This is a genomic window from Flavobacterium fluvii (assembly GCF_900129545.1).
Lineage (GTDB): Bacteria > Bacteroidota > Bacteroidia > Flavobacteriales > Flavobacteriaceae > Flavobacterium > Flavobacterium fluvii.
This window is the reverse complement of record NZ_FQWB01000006.1, coordinates 80233-104204: the sequence shown is the minus strand read 5'-3', so window position 1 is coordinate 104204 and position 23972 is coordinate 80233. Positions and strand designations below refer to the sequence as shown.

Annotated in this window: 24 protein-coding genes and 1 tRNA gene; 7 read left to right on the top strand and 18 right to left on the bottom strand. The window is 38.5% G+C overall.

What is annotated here, in order from left to right:
* Window positions 1–24 precede the first annotated feature (24 nt).
* The 5 genes from BUC16_RS13600 to rocD form a co-directional block, all read right to left on the bottom strand.
* Window positions 25–1449: an MBL fold metallo-hydrolase gene (locus BUC16_RS13600; protein WP_073371345.1), complete on the bottom strand. Its 1425-nt coding sequence runs from the start codon at window positions 1447–1449 to the stop codon at window positions 25–27.
* An 80-nt stretch (window positions 1450–1529) separates the two neighbouring features.
* Window positions 1530–2333 (bottom strand): sulfite exporter TauE/SafE family protein, encoded by an 804-nt coding sequence (locus BUC16_RS13595; protein WP_073371344.1) that lies wholly within the window; start codon window positions 2331–2333, stop codon window positions 1530–1532.
* A gap of 71 nt (window positions 2334–2404) precedes the next feature.
* Window positions 2405–2788 carry an SMU1112c/YaeR family gloxylase I-like metalloprotein gene (gloA2, locus tag BUC16_RS13590; protein ID WP_073371457.1) on the bottom strand — a complete coding sequence of 128 codons (384 nt, stop codon included), beginning with the start codon at window positions 2786–2788 and terminating at the stop codon, window positions 2405–2407.
* A 97-nt stretch (window positions 2789–2885) separates the two neighbouring features.
* Window positions 2886–3488: an HD domain-containing protein gene (locus BUC16_RS13585; protein WP_073371343.1), complete on the bottom strand. Its 603-nt coding sequence runs from the start codon at window positions 3486–3488 to the stop codon at window positions 2886–2888.
* Between the two features lie 173 nt (window positions 3489–3661).
* Window positions 3662–4912 carry an ornithine--oxo-acid transaminase gene (gene rocD, locus BUC16_RS13580; protein WP_073371342.1) on the bottom strand — a complete coding sequence of 417 codons (1251 nt, stop codon included), beginning with the start codon at window positions 4910–4912 and terminating at the stop codon, window positions 3662–3664.
* Between the two features lie 287 nt (window positions 4913–5199).
* Between rocD and BUC16_RS13575 the strand changes: the two genes are divergently transcribed.
* Complete coding sequence (locus BUC16_RS13575; RefSeq protein ID WP_073371341.1) at window positions 5200–5973, top strand: dienelactone hydrolase family protein; 774 nt, start codon at window positions 5200–5202, stop codon at window positions 5971–5973.
* A 34-nt stretch (window positions 5974–6007) separates the two neighbouring features.
* Window positions 6008–7027 carry a M28 family metallopeptidase gene (locus BUC16_RS13570; RefSeq protein ID WP_073371340.1) on the top strand — a complete coding sequence of 340 codons (1020 nt, stop codon included), beginning with the start codon at window positions 6008–6010 and terminating at the stop codon, window positions 7025–7027.
* Window positions 7028–7155: 128 nt separating this feature from the next.
* Here BUC16_RS13570 and BUC16_RS13565 read toward each other — a convergent pair whose 3' ends face one another.
* From BUC16_RS13565 to BUC16_RS13510, 12 genes are all read right to left on the bottom strand, one after another.
* The gene (locus BUC16_RS13565) at window positions 7156–7635 is read right to left on the bottom strand and encodes a hypothetical protein (protein ID WP_073371339.1); all 480 of its coding nucleotides are present in this window, start codon (window positions 7633–7635) and stop codon (window positions 7156–7158) included.
* 96 nt (window positions 7636–7731) lie between these two features.
* Window positions 7732–8037 (bottom strand): hypothetical protein, encoded by a 306-nt coding sequence (locus BUC16_RS13560; protein ID WP_073371338.1) that lies wholly within the window; start codon window positions 8035–8037, stop codon window positions 7732–7734.
* A 188-nt stretch (window positions 8038–8225) separates the two neighbouring features.
* A complete protein-coding gene (gene arsB / locus BUC16_RS13555) occupies window positions 8226–9290 on the bottom strand; it encodes an ACR3 family arsenite efflux transporter (protein ID WP_073371337.1) in 1065 nt (354 codons plus the stop codon).
* A gap of 2 nt (window positions 9291–9292) precedes the next feature.
* Entirely contained in the window at window positions 9293–9925 is a 633-nt protein-coding gene (locus tag BUC16_RS13550) for an arsenate-mycothiol transferase ArsC (RefSeq protein ID WP_170860877.1), read from the bottom strand.
* Between the two features lie 232 nt (window positions 9926–10157).
* Window positions 10158–10628, bottom strand: coding sequence for a DUF6428 family protein (locus BUC16_RS13545; protein ID WP_073371336.1), 471 nt, complete (start codon window positions 10626–10628; stop codon window positions 10158–10160).
* A gap of 16 nt (window positions 10629–10644) precedes the next feature.
* A complete protein-coding gene (locus BUC16_RS13540; RefSeq protein WP_073371335.1) occupies window positions 10645–10977 on the bottom strand; it encodes an ArsR/SmtB family transcription factor in 333 nt (110 codons plus the stop codon).
* A 139-nt stretch (window positions 10978–11116) separates the two neighbouring features.
* The gene (locus BUC16_RS13535; protein WP_073371455.1) at window positions 11117–11446 is read right to left on the bottom strand and encodes a YegP family protein; all 330 of its coding nucleotides are present in this window, start codon (window positions 11444–11446) and stop codon (window positions 11117–11119) included.
* Between the two features lie 131 nt (window positions 11447–11577).
* Complete coding sequence (locus tag BUC16_RS13530; protein ID WP_073371334.1) at window positions 11578–12039, bottom strand: SRPBCC family protein; 462 nt, start codon at window positions 12037–12039, stop codon at window positions 11578–11580.
* Between the two features lie 107 nt (window positions 12040–12146).
* A tRNA-His gene (locus tag BUC16_RS13525) sits at window positions 12147–12220 on the bottom strand.
* A 62-nt stretch (window positions 12221–12282) separates the two neighbouring features.
* A complete protein-coding gene (gene bshB1 / locus BUC16_RS13520; protein ID WP_073371333.1) occupies window positions 12283–12999 on the bottom strand; it encodes a bacillithiol biosynthesis deacetylase BshB1 in 717 nt (238 codons plus the stop codon).
* An 80-nt stretch (window positions 13000–13079) separates the two neighbouring features.
* Entirely contained in the window at window positions 13080–14135 is a 1056-nt protein-coding gene (locus tag BUC16_RS13515; RefSeq protein WP_073371332.1) for an isochorismate synthase, read from the bottom strand.
* A 2-nt stretch (window positions 14136–14137) separates the two neighbouring features.
* Entirely contained in the window at window positions 14138–14572 is a 435-nt protein-coding gene (locus tag BUC16_RS13510; RefSeq protein WP_073371331.1) for a PaaI family thioesterase, read from the bottom strand.
* 119 nt (window positions 14573–14691) lie between these two features.
* On the opposite strand from BUC16_RS13510, the gene BUC16_RS13505 reads away from it, so the two are divergent.
* From BUC16_RS13505 to purL, 3 genes are all read left to right on the top strand, one after another.
* Entirely contained in the window at window positions 14692–16218 is a 1527-nt protein-coding gene (locus BUC16_RS13505; protein ID WP_073371330.1) for a right-handed parallel beta-helix repeat-containing protein, read from the top strand.
* 99 nt (window positions 16219–16317) lie between these two features.
* The gene (locus BUC16_RS13500; protein WP_073371329.1) at window positions 16318–17406 is read left to right on the top strand and encodes an endonuclease; all 1089 of its coding nucleotides are present in this window, start codon (window positions 16318–16320) and stop codon (window positions 17404–17406) included.
* Between the two features lie 85 nt (window positions 17407–17491).
* Window positions 17492–21145, top strand: a complete 3654-nt coding sequence (purL, locus tag BUC16_RS13495) for a phosphoribosylformylglycinamidine synthase (RefSeq protein WP_073371328.1) — start codon at window positions 17492–17494, stop codon at window positions 21143–21145.
* A 70-nt stretch (window positions 21146–21215) separates the two neighbouring features.
* Here purL and BUC16_RS13490 read toward each other — a convergent pair whose 3' ends face one another.
* On the bottom strand, window positions 21216–21851 hold the full coding sequence (locus BUC16_RS13490; protein ID WP_073371327.1) for a porin family protein: 636 nt from the start codon (window positions 21849–21851) through the stop codon (window positions 21216–21218).
* 325 nt (window positions 21852–22176) lie between these two features.
* Between BUC16_RS13490 and BUC16_RS13485 the strand changes: the two genes are divergently transcribed.
* Together BUC16_RS13485 and BUC16_RS13480 are read left to right on the top strand one after the other, a co-directional pair.
* Window positions 22177–23337 carry an outer membrane protein assembly factor BamB family protein gene (locus BUC16_RS13485; protein ID WP_073371326.1) on the top strand — a complete coding sequence of 387 codons (1161 nt, stop codon included), beginning with the start codon at window positions 22177–22179 and terminating at the stop codon, window positions 23335–23337.
* A gap of 35 nt (window positions 23338–23372) precedes the next feature.
* Window positions 23373–23846: a hypothetical protein gene (locus BUC16_RS13480; RefSeq protein WP_073371325.1), complete on the top strand. Its 474-nt coding sequence runs from the start codon at window positions 23373–23375 to the stop codon at window positions 23844–23846.
* Window positions 23847–23972 lie beyond the last annotated feature (126 nt).

Sequence of the window (23972 nt, the reverse complement as noted above, 5' to 3'; positions counted from 1 at the left end):
ATTGGTCAAAAAAAATCTTTCTTTTTATTTTAATGTTGTCGGACAAACAAAATTTGTTGTTTTTATGTCCGTTTTTTTTATGGCATTGAATCCACCAGCCACATTGATTACGTTGTGATACCCTCTGGCTTTTAATATTGAAGCCGAAATCATTGAACGATAACCACTGGTACAATGCACATAAAACTCCTCTTCTTTTGGAAATTCAACGAAATGGTCGTTGATATTGTCCAATGGCGTTGAAGCAACATCAACGATGTGTTCTGCTGCGTATTCGCCCTTGTTTCTTACGTCAAAAACGAACACTTTTTCTTTCTCTCCGTCTATTTCAGCCAATAATTCCTCGAGCATTGCCGCCGAAATCGAATTGACGGTATCGTATTCCAATCCTTCGTTTTTCCAGGTGTCAAATCCTCCTTTTAGGTAGCCCAAAGTATTGTCATACCCTACTCTTGCCAGCCTGAGAATACTTTCCTCTTCCCTGCCCAAAGGTGTTATCAAAAGTATGGGTTGCTTGATGTCGGGAATTAATGTTCCAACCCAAGGAGCAAAATTGCCATCGATGCCTATGAAAACTGATTTTGGAATATGTCCTTTGGCATAATCATCTTGATGGCGCACATCCAGAATGACCACGTCAATTTCATTGGCCACCATTTCAAAGGTTTCGGTATCATATGCAACGGCATCCCTGATAATGTCTTCCACATTTTCATAGCCTTCTTTATTGAGTTTGGCATTCAACGGGAAATAAAGAGGCGGAGGCAACAATCCATCGGTAACTTCCTGGATGAATTCTTTCTTGGTCATATTGGCACGAAGCGCGTAGTTGATCTTTTTTTGTTCTCCAATGGTTCCAATGGTTTCTGTGCTCAAATTTTTTCCGCAAGCGCTTCCTGCCCCGTGCGCCGGATAAACAATCACGTCATCGGACAAAGTCATCACCTTGGTTCTCAAACTATCGAATAAAATTCCGGCCAATTCTTCTTTGGTCATATTGGCCGCTTTTTGGGCTAAATCTGGACGACCCACATCGCCCAAAAATAAGGTATCCCCGCTAAAAAGTGCGTAATCCTTGCCGTCTTTGTCTTTCAAAAGAAAACAAGAACTTTCCAAGGTATGTCCCGGTGTGTGTAGAACTGTTATCGTAATTTCTCCCAAGACAAAAACTTCGCCATCTTTGGCAATATGAGCCTTAAACTTGGGTTTTGCCGTAGGGCCATAAATGATTGGAGCGCCCGTTTTCTCGGCTAATGTCACATGCCCACTCACGAAATCGGCGTGAAAATGTGTTTCAAAAATATACTTGATTTTTCCTTTATCCTTATTGGCCCTGTCGATATAAGGTTGCACTTCTCGCAATGGATCAATAATGGCAACTTCTCCATTACTTTCAATATAATATGCACCTTGCGACAAACAACCAGTATAAATTTGTTCTATTTTCATTTTCCAAAGTGTATTTATATTGTAAAAATATCTATTTTTTTGATTGAAGCTATTATTGGCAGTAACATTTTAGCAAATTATTATGACCAGAAAAGTTCCCTCAAGATAATATAAATTCCCATGGCCAGTACAAACCAGCCAAAACCAGTTTTCAGTTTTGTTTCTTTTATTTTTTTGGAGATAAAATTACCAATAAAAATTCCAATAATTGATGCCAATGTAAAGAACAGCAACAACTGCCAATCAATGACTTGTTTTTCCATGATGTCTCCCGTAAAGCCAATCAATGATTGGGAAGAAACTATGAACAGAGATGTTCCAACAGCCATTTTTATGGGGGTTTTGGCAAACAACAACAAAATGGGAACAATCAAAAATCCTCCACCTGCACCGACAAATCCAGAAAGCAATCCGATAAGAATTCCCATCAAGATTACGCTATAATAATTGAATTTTTCGTTCTCCAAAACCACTTTTTCCTTAAAAGGTTTTATCATACTGCCCGAGACAACAATCATTACAACGGCAAAAACCACCATAATCAGCATTGATTTACTCAAAGTAAAATTCTCTGTAGAAAAGATAATATCAGGAATTCTGGGAACGAGTTCTTTTCGAGTAATAAAAACCGAAATCACGGCAGGAATACCAAATAAAACCATCTTTTTGAAATCGACTAATTTCTGTTTGGCTTTGTGAATTCCGCCTATCAAAGAGGTTGTGCCAATGATAAACAAGGAATAGGCTGTTGCCAATGTGGGTTCGATGCTCATCACGTAGACCAAAATCGGAACCGAAAGTATGGAGCCGCCACTGCCCAACATTCCCAATATCATGCCGACAAAAACAGCCAAGAAGTATCCGATTGTTTGAGAGATTTCCATTTATAAAAAATTTCAGGTACAAAAATAGGTGTATTCAATCCTAATTCAGCAACTTTTAAATTTTGGCGTTTTTATTTTTCATAGAATTCTATCGGCAAATTGTCCGGGTCTGCAATGAAAGTAAATCGTTTCTCGGTGAACTCGTCTATTCGAATGGGTTCGGCTTCTATTTTGGATTTTTCCAAATGAGCAATGACTTTCTCCAAATCATCCACTTCAAAAGCAAGGTGTCTAAGTCCTGTTGCTTCTGGCCTTGAAACTCTATTGGGTGGATCAGGAAATGAAAACAGTTCAATAACATAAGTGCCGTTGAGTTCCAAATCTAGTTTATAGGAATCCCTGTTTTCTCGATAAACTTCCCGAATGATGTCTAATCCCAAGACTTCGGTATAGAATTTTTTGGATTTTTGATAATCAGAACAGATAATGGCAATGTGATGCACTTTGTTTATCATTGTTGTTTTTTGATGCATTGATTTTTTAATGTATTTTGTTGATTGTCGATTACTCTCCATGCTCATCTCGAAAACCAGAATAGTGGCGGCGGTTTTCTTATTGATCAGTCGACTTTTTTAGAATCCCTTTTTTCACGCTTTCGTCAATTAAATTCTCTGCATAGTTCCAAATTGATGTAGAACCCTCTTTAATTGCTTTTTTCTTCTCGTAAACTTTTTCGTAGGGAACATTAAATTCTGCCCAAGTCCCGCCATTATTGGAACTGTTTTGCAGCAATGGTTCAAATCGGTCCATAGATTTCGCGAATTTTGCTTCATCAGTCAAGCCGTCTTCAAATTCTGTCCAAATTGCAATAAATTCTTCTGCCTGTTCACTCGGTAAAAGCCCAAATATTCGTTTGGCTGCAATAAGTTCTTCGTCTGTATTGGTATGGTTTATTACAGAGTCGTAAAGAAAAATGTCGCCTGCGTCAATTTCCACGATGTCGTGAATCAAAACCATTTTTAAAACCTTGAGCACGTCAATCGGCTTGTCCGAATGTTCTGCCAACACGATTGTCATCATTGCCAAATGCCAACTATGTTCAGCATCATTTTCGTTCCTGTCGCTGTTGAACAATTTGGTTTTGCGTTGAATGTATTTCAACTTGTCAATCTCTTTTATGAAACTTACTTGTCTTAATAAATTGTCTGTCTGCATTGTTTTATAATTTTTAAACTAATTCTCAAAGTTGTTTTGACTCCTCCGCTAACGGGGGCTAATATAGGCTCACTTTTCTGTCTAATACTATTTTCAAAGCAATCAAACATTCAAGCATAAGATTTGTTTCTATTGTTTTTTTTTCCTGCAAAAAATTAAAACATCAATCCCAATCACCTAAAATCATTCAACGCTTTTTCGATAATGGCAAGGCATTCCTGAATTTGTGTTTCGGTAATGACCAATGGTGGAGCAAATCGTATTTTGTTGCCGTGGGTGGGTTTCGCCAATAGCCCGTATTCGCTAAATTTCATGCAAATTTCCCAAGCCAAATCAGATTCTTCATCACAATCCACCACAATGGCGTTCAATAATCCTTTGCCTCGAACCAATGAAATCAAAGAATTTCGTTGGGCAATTTCGTTGAGTCCTTTTCTTAAAATAATTCCCAAACGTTCTGCATTATCGGCCAGTTTTTCGTTTTTAATTACTTCGAGAGCAGCAATGGCAACAACCGCTGCAACTGGGTTTCCGCCAAAAGTGGAACCGTGTTGTCCCGGTTTAATAACGTTCATGATGGCATCATTGGCCAATACTGCCGAAACGGGGTAAACGCCTCCCGAAAGTGCTTTTCCCAAAATCAGGATGTCGGGTTGGACATTTTCGTGATGAACGGCCAATAATTTTCCGGTGCGGGCAATTCCGGTTTGCACTTCGTCGGCAATGAACAAGGCGTTGTGTTGCTCGCAAAGTGCCTTGGCTTTCGCCAAATAACCTTCGGAAGGCACGTAAACTCCAGCTTCACCTTGAATGGGTTCCACCAAAAATCCTGCAATATTGGACGTGGATTCCAAGGCTTTTTCCAAGGCTTCGATATCGTCATAAGGGATTTTGATAAATCCGGAGGTGAAAGGTCCAAAACTTTTACGAGCCGTTTCGTCATTGGAAAACGAAATGATGGTGGTGGTTCTTCCGTGGAAATTGTTCTCGCAAACGATTATTTGTGCTTGATTTTCGGAAATTCCTTTTACTTCATACGCCCATTTTCTACACAATTTAAGCGCCGTTTCTACCGCTTCAGCACCCGTATTCATTGGCAATACTTTGTCAAAACCAAAATAATTGGTCACGTATTCTTCAAAATTTCCCAATTGGTCGTTGTAAAAAGCACGCGAAGTCAAGGTCAAGGTTTGTGCTTGTTTCACCATCGCATCAACAATTTTTGGATGGCAATGTCCTTGATTCACTGCCGAATAAGCAGAGAGGAAATCGAAATATTTCTTGTCTTCCAAATCCCAAACAAAGACTCCTTCCCCCCTTTTCAGAACCACGGGTAATGGATGGTAATTGTGGGCTCCGTATTTATTTTCTTTGGCTATCATTGCTGATGCTTTTGAAGAAAGGCTCGTATGGGTTGGTTTCATGGACAATTAATTTTCGATGTATTTTCAACAAAATTACTGTTTTTTTTCGCTTTTCCATCAGATAAAAAACAATCCTGTCAAACGCATAAGTTTTAAAATTACCGCAGATTCGCAGATTTTAGCTTGTAAACTTCAATTTTAAGATTATTTAGAGAAATTAATTCTAGGCAATACCGCTAAAATCTGCGAATCTGCGGTAAAACAACCCCTATTTTGTCCAGAAAAAATAATGGTTTACAATCCACAATTCTGTTTTATTTCAGATATTTGTGTAAAACAATACTCTCATGAAAAATATCCGCTATTTATTTTTAGCCCTCTTGTCGTATTCCAGCGTTTCATTTGCCCAATTGAAACCCGTGAAATATAACGATGGAACTCAAGTTTTGAACGGTTTTGGCATTCAACCTGCTAAAAAAAGTGCACAAAAACCGGGAATCCTGATACTTCCCGCCTGGATGGGAATCGATAAACTCTCTAAAGACACCGCCGAAAACTTGGCAAAACTAGGTTATCACGCTTTCGTGGCCGATATTTATGGTGAAGGAAATTATCCAAAAGATTATAAAGAAGCAGGGAAAAATGCTGGTTTTTACAAAACTAATTTCAAGGATTACCACAAACGAATCGCCTTGGCATTGGAGCAATTGATTAAATCTGGTGCCAATCCGGACAATATTGTGGTCATTGGCTATTGTTTTGGCGGAACGGGAGCCATTGAAGCAGCACGAGCCCATTTGAACGTAAAAGGAGCCGTATCTTTTCACGGTGGTTTGGGCAAAGACGCCAGCAGAGCGATAGAACCGATAACCGCCAAAGTTTTGGTTTGCCACGGAGCGGACGACCCTTACGAATCCAAGGAAGAAATCACGGCTTTCCAACAGGAAATGCGAGACACCAAAGCCGATTGGCAAATGATTTATTATGCCAATGCCGTGCATTCTTTTACCAATCCAGAGGCCGGAAACGACAATTCCAAAGGTGCTGCTTACAACGAAAAAGCAGCCAAACGTTCTTGGGAGCATTTGAAGATTTTTCTGGATGAAGTGCTGAAAAAATAAAACGGGTCAAATAGTCATCACTTAATAGATTCCCATGAAAAAAACATTTTTTTTAAGTTTTCTATTGGTTCTAAACCTGGGCTGTTCCAGTCAAATAGCCAAAGTGGCGAGCGTAGATCCTACGGAATACCTCAATACCATCACTGCCACTGATTTAAGAACCCATCTTACCGTCATTGCATCCGATGAAATGGAAGGTCGGGAAACGGGTTCTGTCGGCCAAAAAAAAGCGGGAAACTATCTCATCGAGCATTATAAAACCAATGCAGTTTCTTTTCCAAAAGGAGTCACGGATTATTACCAACGAATTCCGGCTTCTTTCCTGAACGCCATTCGCAACGATAATTTGCCTGATTCCGAAAATATTTGGGCGTATATCGAGGGTTCAGAAAAACCCAACGAAATTATCGTTATTTCTGCTCATTACGACCACGTTGGCATAAAAAACGGTGAAGTATACAACGGTGCCGATGATGATGGCTCGGGAACTGTGGCTTTGCTGGAAATTGCCCAAGCTCTTGAAATCGCCAAAAAAGAAGGCAACGGCCCAAAACGTTCCGTCTTGTTTCTTCACTTTACCGGCGAAGAGCACGGATTATTGGGTTCGAGTTTTTACTCCGAAAATCCCTTGTTTCCGTTGGCCAATACCATTGCCAACGTCAATATTGACATGATCGGTCGTCACGATGAATTCCACAACGATTCCAGTAATTATGTCTATCTCATTGGCTCCGATTATCTTTCGACAGACTTGCACAAAATTTGCGAAGCGGCCAATTCCAAATACACAAAGCTGCTTTTGGATTACAAATACAATGACAGAACCGACCCCAACCGTTTTTATTACCGCTCCGATCATTACAATTTTGGCAAAAACGGTATTCCTTCAGTTTTCCTTTTTACGGGTGTACACGCCGATTACCACCAGCCCACGGATGATGTCGATAAAATTGAATTTGATGCTTTGGCCAAAAGAACCCAACTTGCCTTTGCCATTGTTTGGGAATTGGCCAACAGGGAAAATCGTCCCGTGGTGGACAAAAGCGGAAACTGATTTTATTTTACCAACACGGATTGGCACAAATTGATTTGTGAAAATTCGCTCCCAGAACACATTATTCCAACAAAAAACCGCCTCAAAAATATTTCAAGACGGTACTTTTAAATTTAGTTTCTAAAAAATTAGTACGTGTAGGCAACTGCCTTCAGATCACCAATCTTGTTGGATGTTATCACAATAAACTGGTGTCCTTTCGATGCCGCTTTTTCTTTCAATCGGTTTTTTCCAATTTCAGACCTGGACAATCTCGTTTCTCCTTTAGCGTTGTCCAAATAACCAATTAAATTCTCTGCTTTTTTTAATCCAATTGTTTCAGATTCTTTCAGTACAACAACTTTTTTATAATCCGGTTTCTCGGAAAAATCAATCTTTTCAGATATCACCTTGGAATTGCTTTTGGATTTCTCGGTTAATTGAGCCACGGCATAGCGACTTATTTTATGTTCTTCCATACTATTAGGAAGCGCGTAGTGAACTAAATTGTTTTCAAATTTTATAAAGTTTACATCTAGTTTTTCCCCATTGTGTTTAATGATTTCGTGTGTTTGCGCAAAAAATTGAGCTGTAAACAATACAGCTATTACAGTAATTAAATTTTTCATTTTGGATGTGTGTTATTGAGCCACGACATAATCCCGGCTGATTTTTGAATAATTATTTTAGAATAGTTTTTAAATAATCAAACTATTGAAACCTAATTATGCTATTTCGGGAGGAGGAGTTAGATTTTCAAAACAAAATTCCTTGATTGTAAACGAATAAAAAGAATTGTTGTTTTTGATATTGGGCAACAAGAATGAATCCAAATTTAAATCATGAATTTGGCTTATAAACAAAGTCTTTAATTTACTTTCTGTTTTTTCTTCTGTTTCCCCTTTTTCTGTAGTTTCAAAATAACCGTATCTGTCATTTTCTATAAGCACGGATAATTTGTCACTAATCCATATTAAGGAAAAAATGACCAATACAAGTGAAATGAAAAGATTAAACAGGTTGTTTCTCACATCACAAATCTAAAGATTAAGACTTGTATTTACAAGATTTATCGAAGAATTAGACTTATTTATTTTTTCACGAAACTTGACTCCACAAAAAAGCCCCGAATCTCTTCGAAGCTATTGTGTTATGGGCGACTAAATGATAAATAATAATCTGTGCCAATTTGTGCAATCTGTGTTAAAATCAGTATTAATTAGTTTGTGAAATACTTTTTTCTGAACCAAAAAGCCAGGTTTACCAGGGCTATCAAGGCCGGAACTTCTACCAATGGGCCAATGACGCCTGCAAAAGCTTGACCGCTATTGATGCCAAAAACACCAATGGCAACTGCTATCGCCAATTCGAAGTTGTTTCCCGTTGCCGTAAAAGCGATGGCCGTGGATTTCGAATAATCGGCACCAAAATATTTCCCGATGAAGAAACTGATGACAAACATTATGGAAAAATAGATTACCAAGGGAAGTGCAATTCGCAACACGTCGAAAGGAATCTGGACGATTAATTCTCCTTTCAAGCTGAACATCAAAACAATGGTCAGCAACAAGGACACTAATGTTATTGGAGATATAAAAGGCACGTATTTGGTCTCGAACCAGTCAGCCCCCTTGAGAGCAATCAAGGCATAGCGACTGATAATTCCCAATGCAAAAGGAATTCCTAGGTAAATCCCCACGCTTTCGGCAATTTGCCCAATGCTGATGTTGACTTCAAAACCGGTATAACCAAAATAAGGCGGCAAAATAGTGATGAAAACATAGGCATAAACGCTGTACAGCAAGACTTGAAAAATACTGTTCAAGGCAATCAAGCCTGCCGCATATTCCCGGTTTCCATCGGCCAAATCATTCCAGACAACCACCATGGCAATGCAACGCGCCAAACCAATCAAGATTACGCCAATCATATATTCAGGATAGCCGTTCAATAACAATAAAGCCAAGAAAAACATTAGAATTGGCCCTATGACCCAGTTCAAAAACAAGGAAGCTCCAAGTACTTTGACATTCTTGAACACCTCTCCCATTTGTTCGTATTTCACTTTAGCCAAAGGTGGATACATCATTAATATCAAGCCGATTGCCAATGGAATGTTGGTAGTTCCACTCGAAAAAGAATTGATGAAATTTCCGCTAGAAGGGATGAAATAACCAATCGACACTCCTATTGCCATGGCCAAGAAAATCCAAAGCGTAAGGTAACTGTCGAGAAAACTTAATTTCTTTCTTCCCACGGCTGGCACACAATTATTTGCTGACATATTTATTGCTTGATTTGGGAGAATACATAAAACATTTCTGTGGCAATTTGCAGACTTCTTTCCTCGTATTTTTTGGCTTGTTGCGGCGTATTGTCAAATGCTTTCGGGTCTTCGAAAGTAATCGGAATTCGCACTTCGGCACCGGCAATAAACGGACAACCTTTATCGGCAGAAGAACAAGTCAAAATCGCCGCAAATTCGCTTTGTGGATTGAAATCGTCGTCAAACGTTTTGGAGAAACCGATAACGGGATGTTCGTTTTCGGCATATTTTATGGCATAAACAGGATTGTTTCCTAAGGCAATAGTCTTGATTTGAAAGCCTTGTTTGACCAATGTTTTGGCCGCCATTGGAAACATCGCCGTTGCTTCTGTCCCACCGGAATAACAAAACACGTTTTTCACGCCATAATGCGCTGCCGCTGTTTGCGCCCAAACTTGCGACAAATGGCTTCTTCTGGAATTGTGAGTGCAAATCAGGTTCAGGCGAATTTCTTGTTGATTGCTTGCTTTTCCTTGTATAAAATCTACAAGAGATTGCAAAACTACTTTACGTTTATCTGAAATACTTTCAAGGTTTAAAGTATTAATAACATTTTCAATTTCTGGAAACAGGATGGTTTTGGTTGAAGCCATTTTTGATATTTGTTTATTTATATTTTTTAGGTTTTAAATTTACCGTGATAAAACAATTTAACTCTACGCGTCAGTTCGAGTACTTTATTAAAAATGCGATAGCTTTTTTAATAAAATGTATCGAGAACCCCTAACGCCATTTGCTTCTCGATACAATTTTGAAGAGACGAGGTGTTTTTTATTACAGTAAAATCAAAAGTAAAATGGTATTATTTGTTTTAAAATTGAGGCATTAGCAGCAGCTTCCTCCAGGAGTACAGCAGCTGGATTCGCTTTTTATTTCGGATAATCTCACTTTAGTTTTATCAGCAGGAACTCCACATTGGTCTTGAGCCAAACAAGCTGTTTGTTTGTTGAGCAAAACAAAGTCCTTTCCGTTGAAATCCAAATCATATTTACCAATGGTTTTTGTTTGGTATTCCACTTCAATTTCGAAATCTTCGATGCCCAAAACCTTTTCGGACAATTCGATGATGTTGAGTAATTTTTGTGGTTTCAAACGGTGATCGAAATCGTTGGCATCCCATAATTGGAAGTTGACCACGGTTTCTTTGCGAACTGTTCCACCACAATCTATGAAGTTTTTGGTAATCAGTCCCACTTCGGTTACGTGAAAATGTTCCGGCACCGATGTCCCGTCAGCCAAGAGGAAGTTTACCTCTTCAACCGACTTCAAGATGTTTTTTGCTTGAGATAGTTTCATTTTTCCTTAATTTAAATTAACAACAATTGTTTTTTCTTTTCTCCAAATGCTTTGTGATGTCTTGGAAAAAGCCTTTTATTTTTTCGAATCCCGCTTCATCAATGCAATAGCAAATAGACGCGCCTTCGAAGTTTCCCTTTATTAATCCCGCATTTTTAAGCTCCTTTAAATGTTGCGAAACCGTTGGCTGTGCCAAGGGCAATTCGTTGACGATATCGCCGCAAATACAAGCGTCTACTTTTAGCAAGTATTCTATTATTGCTATTCTTGCAGGATGTCCCAATGCTTTGGCAAGAATGGCCAATTCATTTTGTTGGACTGTAAATTGATCTGTTTTGGATGCTCCCATCGTTATATTTTTATATTGCAATATTACGATAGTTATTTATGTATGACAAATTTAGAATGTTAAAAATTGGTTATAAATATGAAATAATAAAAAAGCCTCGATTATTTCGAGGCTTCAAATCGTATCATCAGAGAAGTATTTACAAATCTTCTTTCACATCTGCATCTGGAGCATTATTCTTTACCGATTCTATACCGTTGTCACGAGCCGCAACCGATTCATACATTTCGCTATTGCCTATAATTTGCCCATTACTGGCTTTAAGATTGAAATATGGTTTCCCGTTTTTGGCTTCCAATTTATCAAATCTAGAGTCCACTTGAGAATTATTTCTCACCGACTCTATTCCGTTTTCACAAGCTGCTTTAGTTGTATACCCTTCACTAGCCAGAATAACTTGCCCATTTCCTGCTTTTAACACAAACTGAAATTCATCATTTTTTCTTTTGCTAACCAAAAATGTTCCCATAGATTTTGTTTTTAAATTGATTAATCCCATAAAATTAATAAAAAACAACCAATAAGATATTAATGAAATACTATTATTTTCTTGCGAAAGTAAATTTTAAAAAAACTCCAATGACTTGGACGCTTTTGCGATTACAATGCCATTTTAATTAATTCCTTTTCGAGCCTGTCGAAGTTTTCCTCGTTTTTATCCACCACGAATGGCTTTAATTTATTGCATTCTTCGGGAGTGTCAAAAATCATCCTGAAAACAATTTTGGTCTTCTCGCTGGTTATTGCTTCAAAAGTGAACACTACATGAAACAGGGGTTTGGAAATGCGCTTCCAGGCTATCAGGGTGGGTTTCTCGATTTTTAAAAATTCGCATTCATTGGGATAGTTTCCTTTGCCGGGGCCGTGCATGACAAAACTCCATTTGCCGCCCGGCCTAAAGTCAAATTCGTTGAACGTATTGGTAAAACCAGCCGGTCCCCACCAATTTTTGAGATGATTTGGGTCGGTCCAAGCATAAAAAACAAGCTCTTGGGAAGCGTCGACAATTCGTGAACTTACAATTTCACAATCTGGCGTTGTTGAAAAGGCTTCTGTTGTCATTTTGTAAATATTTGATGGTTTCGCTAATTTACAAAAATTATTATTTCAAGAACCAAAGTTTATTCCACAAAAAAAGCCTCGAATTTCTTCGAAGCTTTTGCGTTCTGGGTGGCTGACCGGGTTCGAACCGGCGACCCTCGGCACCACAAACCAATACTCTAACCAGCTGAGCTACAACCACCATTTTTAACGAGTGCAAATATAGCACTAAACTTTGCTTTTGCAAACAAAAATTAAAAAAAATTATATCAAATCTCCTAAACTATTGACTCCCAAATATCTTTCGACCGTAAAACCTTCGGCATAATCCACGCCAATCAATCTTCCCAGGTCTTGGGCGCGGTAATTTAGGCTGTCCAAGAAGTTTTTTGACGCAATCGGTGTTTCGGGTTCGTTTGAATTTGGGTTGTAAAACTGGGAACCGTAAGCCAAAATAGCTTCAATTCTTTTATCGTTATAACCCGTTATGTCAACCACAAAATCGGGCGTGATGTTTTTCCACTGAATATAGTGATACACTAATTTTGGTCGCCAAGCTTGTTGCTTTTCGCCTTTGTGTTCCGTTTCGATCTTCATCAAACCCGAAAGAAAACAAGCGTCAGAAACCAGTTTACTGCCTTTTCCGTGATCGATATGACGATCGTCGATGGCATTGCAAATCACGATTTCGGGTTGGTATTTCCGAATCATTTCGATGATTTTCAATTGGTGTGCTTCGTCATTGACAAAAAAAGCATCTCGCATATCCAGATTTTCACGGACAGAAACGCCCAAGATTTTGGCAGCAGCAGCGGCTTCCTCATTTCGAAGTTCGACAGAGCCACGAGTTCCGAGTTCGCCACGAGTCAAATCAACGATGCCTACTTTTTTACCCAATGCGATTTCCTTGGCCAGTGTTCCGCCACAACCTAATTCTACATCGTCTGGATGTGCACCGAATGCTAATATATCTAGTTTCATTTAATGTTTTGTTTAAGTTTTCTTCAATTTCAATAGCAATTTTAATGACAATGAAAAATCTAAAATCGTTACTCTGCAATCTAAAATCTGCAATCTAAAACCTTTTTCATCGTTACCGATTTATTGCAGCTTTCCTCCCACTCCTTTTCGGGAACGCTGTCTTTCGTGATGCCGCAACCCATAAATAAATGCGCTTGGGAATCCTCTATTTCCATGCAGCGCAAATTTACGAACAAATCCGTTTGCTCTTCGATATTTAATTCCCCCAGAAAACCGGTGTAAAAACTGCGGTCATAATTCTCGTTTTCCAAGATGAAAGCTTTTGATTTGTCTTTTGGAAAACCGCAAACCGCAGGCGTTGGATGCAACAACAAGGCTACTTCCCGCAAGCTTGAACTCGAATTCAAAGTCCCCGAAATATCCGTTTTGATATGCCAAATACTTCCCGCTTTTAAGCTGTAAGGCTTTGAAACCACCATTTCTGAAGCCACATTTTTCAACTTTTCCACAATGTAATCCGTGACGAATTGTTGCTCTTCCTGTTCTTTTTTGGGCCAAACCACTTCAGTAGAACCTGCATCTTTTTGCGTTCCCGCCAAAGCTATCGTTAGGAACTCTTTGTCCTTTGCTTTCAACAATTGTTCGGGCGTGGCACCCAACCAAATCCCAACTTTTGGATGATAAAAGCAATAGACAAAAGTGGTTGGATACAACTGGACCAAGTTTTCGAAAACCGAAATCAAATCAAAATCAGCCAATTCCAGGGTTTCTTTTCGGGACAAAACCACCTTTTTGAATTCATTGTTTCCAATGGCTTGAATGCCTTTGGCAACCAAGTTTACGAAATTCTTTTTGGCTAGTTCGTTTGGACTATTACTCTCATTTCGGGAAACGACAATTTCTTTCTTTTGAAAAACGGTACTGATTGTTTCGGACTGGTTTTCGGGAATCAAAAATGTTTTACTCCCGTCAAAAGAGGCAAAAACAAATCCTTTTTCGGTAAAATCAGTTGCTTCAAACAAGCTGTCATTTTGCTGAAAAAGACCACTAATGGTGTTGCTATTCGGTTTTTTATAAATTACAAAAGGAAGATTTTGGGCAAATTGGTTTATGGCTTTTTTAAAAAATGCTTCCATTCTTATTTTCTCATTTTTCTTGTTGGCAGAATCATGTTCGTCAATTTACAAATTGAAACCAGCGCATTATTTTCGTCTGTAATTCGGATTTCCCACAAATGAATACTGCTTCCTTTGTGAATTATTTTGGCCGTAGCCGTAACGATTCCTTCGCGTTTTGCTTTCACGTGATTGGCGGAAATTTCAATTCCACGCACTTCGCTGTGTTCTGGATTTATAAACAAAAAAGAAGCCGCACTGCCCACACTTTCTGCCAAAGCCACCGAAGCACCGCCGTGCAACAATCCCATGGGTTGATGTACCGAAGGATTCACGGGCATCGTTGCCGTCAAATAATCGGGACCAGCATCGACATATTCAATATTCAGGGTTTGCATTAGGGTATTTTTCGAAATTTTGTTGCAATATTGAAGGATTTTCTCTTTGTCGAATGTCATGTGTCTTGTTTTAAAGGTGTAAATTTATGGAAAAGATGGCAAAAACAATTGGTATTATAAATTAAAAACGGTCGTGATATATACTAGTTTTTTCCTATTTTTACAAAAAATATAACCTAATGCGTCAGCTTACTTTTCTGTTTTTTATTGGAATCCTTATTTCTGTCAGCTCCTGTCGAACCGATTTTGAAACCGTGCCAAGCACCGGAGATTTAGCTTTTTCAAGAGACACCATTTATTTAGACACTGTTTTTACGAATATTGGTTCAAGTACATATACGCTAAAAGTTTACAATCACGGTAAAAACGACATCACTATTCCGAGTATAAAATTAGGCAAGGGATTGAGTTCAAAATACCGAATGACGGTGGACGGAATGCAGGGCAATCAAGGGAAAATATTTGAAAACGTAAATCTATTGGCGAAAGACAGCCTGTATATTTTTGTTGAAACCACCGCCAATATCGCCGACGCCAACCCAACCGATTTTCTGTACACTGACCAGATTTTATTTGACGGAGGCAGTAATTTGCAAAAAGTGGAATTGGTGACACTCATCCAAGACGCCGTTTTTCTTTATCCCAAAAAGTTTGCTGACGGTACCACCGAGACGCTTCCCATAGGCGATGAAGAAATTTATGGTTTCTTTTTGGACGACAACGATCCCATCAACGGCAACGAACTTCATTTTACCAACAAGAAACCCTACGTTATCTATGGTTATGCAGCCGTTCCCTCAGGAAAAACGGCTATTTTTGATGCAGGAACAAAAGTACATTTTCACGCCAATTCAGGATTTATCGTGGCTGCAAATGCTTCCATGAACGTGAATGGTGCAAAATCTACCACGGACAAGCTTGAAAACGAAGTAATTTTTGAAGGCGATCGACTGGAACCTGATTTTTCCAATGTTCCTGGACAATGGGGGGCAATTTGGCTTACCGACGGCAGCACCAACCACAAATTCAATCATTTAACCATTAAAAATGCAACTATCGGATTGTTGATCCAAAACAATAACGGAACTACGGTATCCATAAAAAATACCCAAATTTACGACTCTTCCAATTATGGAATTCTGGCCCAAACCGCCAAGATTAACGGGGAAAATTTGGTTATCAACAGTGCGGGATTGGCTGGATTGGCTTGTACTTATGGCGGGGACTATAAATTTACCCATTGCACTTTCAACAACAACTGGAATAGTTCCAGTCAAGTTTCTCTTTTGGTAAACAATTATTACACGGGCGCTATTCCGGAAGTCAAGAATTTGACTGCGGCGACATTCAATAACTGCATTATTTATGGTTCTTATTCCAATGAAATGATTTTGAACAAAAAGACGGGAGCAACATTCGAATACCAATTCAACAATTGTCTTATTAAGTTTAACAATACTTCAAATCAGTACACAAATCATCCTGAATACCAATTCACTACAGATCCAGCACATTATAACGGCATCATTCAAAACAAAGATCCTAAATTCTTCAAAATTGCAGAAAACAAACTGAATATAGATGATACTTCTGCGGCTTTCGCCAAAGGAAATGCGACTTATTTGGTTCCGTTGGATATTCTTGGAAACACCCGAACTTTGCCACCTGATTTGGGAGCTTATCAAAACAAGACTTTTCCGAAATAAATGTCGTTAATTTAACACCAATTCCTGAAATAACAGTTTGACTTTTAAGTAATTTTGTTTACTCCTATAATAAAAGGATTAACTCTAAAATAATATTTTATGAAACTAAAACTACTATTTTTTGCATTACTTATTTCCTTTTATTCATTCGCCCAAATTCCCACAGGGTATTATAATTCTGCCACAGGAACTGGCTATACTTTAAAAACACAGTTATACAATATCATTGCTCCTCACACTGAACTGTCCTATACTCCTGGTTTATGGGACTTGTATTATACTTCCGACGTTAGGGCTGACGGAAAAGTTTGGGACATTTATTCTAACTGTAATTTTATTTTCGGAACATTTGCAGCAACTGGTGGAAATCAAGACAATGGTACTGGTGGAACAGTAGAATGTGATAAATACAACCGAGAACATACGTTTCCAAGAAGTTGGTTTGGAGGTACTGTATATCCAATGTACACCGATGCATTTCATGTAATGCCTACCGATAAAAAAGATAATAGCATGAGAGGCAACATGCCGTATGGAAAAGTTGGAACCAGCACATTTACAACATCAAATGGTTCTAAAATAGGGAATTGCGTCGCTCCAAACACCCCTGCTTCCCTTACTGTCTTTGAGCCTGCCGATCAATACAAAGGCGATATTGCCCGAAATTATTTTTATATGGCAACTTGCTATCAAAATTTGATTGGCAGTTGGCAAAATTTGGATCCAAATGGCGCCAAAGTTTTGGATGGGTCTAATGACAAAGTTTACCAACAATGGTATTTGGATTTGATGTATTCCTGGCATATTGCAGATCCTGTAAGTACAAAAGAAACAGATAGAATCAATGCAGTTTATGCAGTGCAAGGCAATAGAAATCCATATATTGACCATCCTGAATGGGTTGTTGCTGTTTGGGGTACAGTTTTAAGCAATAAAAATATAGAAGGTTTATTAGCCAATATTTCTGTTTACCCTAATCCATCCAAATCCAATAAGATAAGTATTGAAACCGAGAGTGAACTTGACGAAATTCAATTAGTCAACATCAACGGACAAATTGTACAAAAAATAGTCCATCCAAAAGCAAATCAAAAAGTCTATACCCTGGATAATCTAAAGCAAGGTGTTTATATTCTGAAACTAAATTCATATAATAAATCAACAACCAAGAAGATTATCATCAACTAAATCCAATGCGGCCAATTTGCCGCTTTTTTTTTTAATCTTAATTGATTAAATTTGCAGCCAAAACAACACTAACTTCACTATCATAATGATTCATTTCTTTGAAAACAAAAGCAAAACGGTATATGCTGTTCAAACGCAAGACCTACTTTCGGCTCAAGACATTTCAAAACTCAACTGGCTTTTTGCCGACTCCAATAAAGTAGAAAAATCCGTTTTGTCGGATTTTTTTGTTGGCCCCCGCGCCACCATGATCACGCCTTGGAGCACCAATGCTGTTGAAATCACCCAAAATATGGGGATTTCTGGAATCATTCGAATAGAAGAATTCCACAAAGCTACAGACGAAACTTTTGATTTCGATCCGATGCTTTTGCAAAAATATAGCGAATTGAATCAAGATCTTTTCACGATTCACATTCAACCCGAAGCCATTTTGAATATTGACGACATTGCTGCCTACAACAAGTCCGAAGGATTGTCATTGAGCATCGAAGAAGTGGAATACTTGGATAATTTGGCCACCAAATTAGGTAGAAAACTGACGGATTCAGAAATTTTTGCATTCTCCCAAGCCAATTCAGAGCACTGTCGCCACAAAATTTTCAATGGAACTTTTGTTATTGACGGCGTGGAAAAAGAAACTTCTCTTTTTAAATTAATCAAAAAAACATCACAGGAAAACCCTAACGATATAGTTTCTGCTTACAAAGACAACGTGGCTTTTGTAAAAGGACCAAGAGTTCAGCAGTTTGCTCCCAAAACCGCCGACAAACCTGATTTTTACGAAATAAAAGAATTTGATTCGGTTATTTCCTTAAAAGCAGAAACACATAATTTTCCAACCACTGTGGAGCCTTTCAACGGAGCTGCGACAGGATCTGGAGGAGAAATTCGCGACCGTTTGGCTGGTGGACAAGGTTCGTTGCCAATGGCGGGAACTGCGGTTTACATGACTTCTTATTCCCGTTTGGAACAAGACAGACCTTGGGAAGATGCCGTGGCCGAAAGAAAATGGTTGTATCAAACGCCAATCGACATCTTGATCAAAGCTTCAAACGGAGCTTCAGATTTTGGAAATAAATTTGGACAACCTCTTATTACCGGTTCTGTTTTGACCTTCGAACACGAAGAAAACAACCGCAAATTGGGTTACGACAAAGTAATCATGCAAGCGGGTGGAATTGGTTACGGAAAACTGGATCAAGCCATCAAAAATAAACCGCAAGAAGGTGACAAAATTGTTATTCTTGGTGGAGAAAATTACAGAATTGGAATGGGTGGTGCTGCGGTTTCCTCAGCAGATACTGGTGCCATGAGTTCTGGAATCGAATTGAATGCCGTGCAACGTTCGAACCCAGAAATGCAAAAACGTGCTGCCAACGCCATTCGTGGTTTGGTGGAAAGCGACAACAACCCAATTGTTTCCATTCACGATCACGGTGCGGGTGGACACTTGAACTGTCTGTCGGAATTGGTGGAAGAAACAGGAGGATTGATCGATTTGGACAAATTGCCCGTGGGCGACCCTACCCTTTCGGCAAAAGAAATTATCGGTAACGAATCCCAAGAAAGAATGGGATTGGTTATTGGTCAAAAAGACATTGATTTACTTCAAAAAATTGCAGACCGTGAGCGTTCCCCGATGTACCAAGTGGGTGACGTAACGGCGGATCACCGTTTTACATTTGAGTCTAAAACTACCGGTTTAAAACCAATGGATTATGCTTTGGAAGATTTCTTTGGAAGTTCGCCAAAAACCGTAATGACGGACAAAACCATCAATTACGATTATCCGGCATTGGAGTATAGCGTAAAAAACATATCCACTTATTTAGAGCAAGTATTGCAACTGGAAGCGGTTGCCTGTAAAGACTGGTTGACCAACAAAGTCGATCGTTGCGTGGGTGGAAAAGTGGCCAAACAACAATGTGCCGGACCTTTGCAATTGCCATTAAACAATTGTGGTGTGGTTGCCTTGGATTATTTGGGAAAAGAAGGAATTGCCACCTCGATTGGACACTCTCCTATTGCGTCCTTGATTGATCCGGTTGCAGGAACAAGAACGGCTATTGCCGAATCATTATCTAACATTGTTTGGGCGCCAATCAAAGACGGATTGAAAGGAGTTTCCCTTTCGGCCAACTGGATGTGGGCTTGCAAGAACGAAGGTGAAGATGCTCGTTTGTACGCCGCCGTTGAAGCTTGTTCCGACTTTGCCATCGAATTGGGAATCAATATTCCAACCGGAAAAGATTCGCTTTCAATGAAACAAAAATATCCAAACGACGAAGTGATTGCGCCGGGAACGGTAATTATTTCGGCTGGTGGAAATTGTACCGATATCAGAAAAGTGGTGGAACCTGTTTTACAAAAAGACGGTGGTTCCATTTATTACATCAATTTGTCGCAAGACGAATTCAAACTGGGAGGTTCTTCTTTGGCACAAACGCTGAATTCAATCGGAAACGAAGCACCAACGATTAAAGATGCTACTTTCTTCAAGAATGCCTTCAATACTGTTCAAGAATTGATTTTAAACAATCAAATTTTGGCGGGTCACGATATTGGAAGTGGTGGTTTGATTATCACATTATTGGAAATGTGTTTTGCCGACGTGAATTTGGGAGCCAAAATTGATTTCTCCGTTTTTGAAGAGAAAGACATCATCAAATATTTATTTTCAGAAAATATTGCGGTTGTTTTCCAAGCCAATGACGATGCCTTGGTGGAAAGCGTATTGAACAACAAAGGAGTTTCTTTCTACAAATTAGGAAGTGCAACTACAAATGGCATACTGGACTTTGGCCCTTGCGGATTGGATATTGCCAAATACAGGGACATTTGGTTCAAAACCTCTTTCTTGTTGGATCAAAAACAATCCAAAAACGGAACTGCCCAGGCGCGTTTCGACAATTATAAAAACCAAGTATTAAACTATACTTTCCCTGCACACTTTACAGGAAAAAAACCTGAAATTGACGATTCCAAACCAAGACCTAAAGCCGCCATCATTCGAGAAAAAGGAAGTAACTCCGAGCGTGAAATGGCAAATGCCATGTACTTGGCAGGTTTTGACGTAAAAGATGTTCACATGACCGACTTGATTTCGGGACGTGAAACATTGGAAGACATTCAATTCATCGGAACTGTTGGGGGATTCTCGAATTCAGATGTTTTGGGTTCTGCCAAAGGTTGGGCCGGAGCATTCAAATACAATGAAAAAGCAAACACGGCATTGAAAAACTTCTTCAAAAGAGAAGACACTTTATCTGTCGGAATCTGTAACGGTTGCCAATTGTTTATGGAACTGGAAGTAGTCAACCCTGAACATGAAGTTCACGGAAAAATGCTTCATAACGACAGCCACAAACACGAAAGTATATTTACTTCGGTAACAATTCAAGAAAACAAATCGGTAATGTTATCGACTTTGGCTGGAAGCACGCTTGGAGTTTGGGTTTCCCATGGTGAAGGAAAATTCAATTTGCCATACGCAGAAGACCAATACAACATCGTTGGAAAATACGGTTACGAAGGATATCCTGCGAACCCAAATGGATCGGCTTTCAATACCGCAATGATGTGTGATACAACAGGCCGCCACTTGGTAATGATGCCTCATATTGAGCGTTCCACTTTCCAATGGAACTGGGCCAATTATCCAAAAGACAGAAATGACGAGGTTACTCCTTGGCACGAAGCTTTTGTGAATGCCAGATTGTGGATTGACAAACAGTAACATCAAACTTCATAAAATTGAAAAAGCGTCCCGATGTATCGGGACGCTTTTTTTATGGAGTGACAGATGATTAAAATTTATAACCCATTGTTAGTTGATGCCACATATTTTTATAACGGGGTGTTGACGAATTTCCGTCACCTTCGTTGGTTTTGATATCCCAACCAGTTCTTAATCCAAAAACCAGCTTATCCACATTGATGTCAACTCCACCGGTTAAACCCATAATGTTTTTAGTGATGTCGTCATTGTCGAACTCTTGTTGTTGAATAGAATTAATGTTTCCACCAGTAAATTCGTCTTTTTGTTTCAACAAATACGAAAATTGGGGCCCGAACAACACGGTTACTTGTTCAATTGGTTTCACTGCAAATAAAAGAGGCACATCAATAAAATCAGTTGTCCTGGTCATTTCATAAGAACTTCCGAAATACGTTCCCGAGGATTTGAATCCTTTTTGGGAATACAAAACTTCCGGCTGAATCCCAATGAACGTTCCAAATGGAATGGCAACAAATGCTCCCGCAGCAAATCCAAATTTGGAATCGGCAACAAAATCTTCGTTGTCAGAATCATACACATTAGAATAATTGGCACCTAATTTTAATCCAAAGGACAAGGTCTCACGGTTGTCTGTTGTGTATTGTGCATTTCCATTTGTTACCGTGACAGTGACGAATGCAAGCATTAAAATTACTTTTTTCATTTTTTTTAAATTTAAGTTATAAGCGTATTACTTATTATTCCACAAAGATGATTGAGTTGTCAGGAAAGCATCTTACAGAATATTCGGTAAAAGTTGCATAATTGTCACATAAAGAAAATTCTGTCTCGGCCTTTTTGATAATACGAGGTTTCGAATAGAGAAAAATAAATTAAACCTTAAATCTATTTTTAAAAGTATTTTGCTCAATAATAGCCTTATTTTTAATGCAATAAATTATAAAAAACATTGTTTTTAACATTTTTTTGATATTTTTACCTGCCAAAACCTACTAACCGACCTAGATATGTCAAAATTTTGCTTTTTAATGGCACTTTTCATCAGTTCCATTGCTTGGTCACAAACCGAGTTTTTTAATTCAAAAATCAATTTTTCCGAAAATGAACTTAACGGTTTCTACTCCTCCATCAGTGTAGACAGTACCCGAATATATTTTAATGCCAATGATTATACGGTTTATGCCTACGACAAGAAATCGGGTGAATTAAATTGGTCTTATTATCTTTCCTACAAGACGAACAATCCTCCAATCCCTTATCGAAACAGCCTGTTTGTAGGCAAGCACAGCAGCCAGTACCATGATGAATGCGTTCAACTTAACTCCCAAACCGGTGACACGATTCAAACCCTAACGATTCAATCTATCGACACCAAACCTGTTTTCAGGGACAACATCATGTATTGCACGGCCATTGACGCTGGATTTGGAGGAGCTGTGATGGCTTATGATTTGAAAAAAAACAGCGTGATTTGGGAAAAATTTATTGCCCACGGTGTTAGTAAACAACCTTATTATCTACAAGACAAAATCATTGCCAACGCCGAAGACGACAATTGGTTTGAACTGGATTATAATGGAAAACTATTGGACACAACTTGCAAAAACAAGGTGGATATATTTGTCGAGGATATAAAATGCGTCAGGAATTTTAAATACTTGATCCACAACCAAAAGGAAGTTCACGGAAATTATTTTGACGAGGATGAAAAGGTAAAATTAAAATACACCAAAGACAAGACCATTGTTTTGGGAGAAAACAAAATGCTGGTTATTAACAACAGGAATAAAACAGAAAAAGAAATAAAACTGGATGAAGTGCTTTCTCTTCCAGAAGACCAATTGGGCATTTATATAGAAATTTTTAAAGCAGAAGAAAATACGGTTTGGTTTTTTTATAGAAACAACCTTGTCAATTATGACTTCAAAAATGACAAACTCCTTCGAAAAGTTGATTTAAGTTCCTGGAATCCACACCAAATCATATTGGAAAACAGGACGATTTGGTTGATTTCCAAGAACGACGGAAAGTTGTACGGACTCGATTTTGAACCCGACAAGAAAACGGCAGATACAATAGAAGCCAAAGCCCGAATGGAAAGAGAAATAAACAACCCCAAACCAGCGGATCCCAAAAAGATTGAAGCGGCTAAAGCGGCACAAGAAAAAATGAAAAATAAAGCGAACTGATTTTGTTATAAAACATTCGATTAACCAATTTCAAAATGAACAAAACAAATCCATTTTACTCGTTTTTATTCTTGTTGTCAGTCATTGGATTATCCAATGCGCAAGCTTCTAAACCAGAATTTCAGAAAACGGTCGACAGCATCAATGCGATTATCAAGGCAAGTCCGCAAGCTTATTATATGGACACTAAACATTACAATGAGTTTATAACAAAAATTAGCGTAACCAAACAAGGCATTGTCAGTTTCACGGACAGCGTTCCCAAACCCGAAATCAGTTCGACAAAAAGCACAAAAAAGGAACTCATATCTGATTGCTGCCCCCAACCAAACTCCAGAAAACTTGATTTGTTTGAGGTAAAAAAATGGAATCTTGTTTTTCCTTATGTTTATCTAAAAAATAAAGACGATGAAACTTTTGCCAAGTTTTTAGGCTTTCAAAAGCCAAATTTATCTGCACTCAAAAAACAATTTGAAAAACTGGCCACTTTGTGTAAAAAAGAAAAATAATAAACTAATATGGCTTTTGGAGAAGTCAAGATAAAAGAAATTCTTCCCAAATTAATTATGAAAGTCATGAATAATCAAAAAAAATGGACATCACGATATTCGGTAATTATTGAAAATCAATCACTT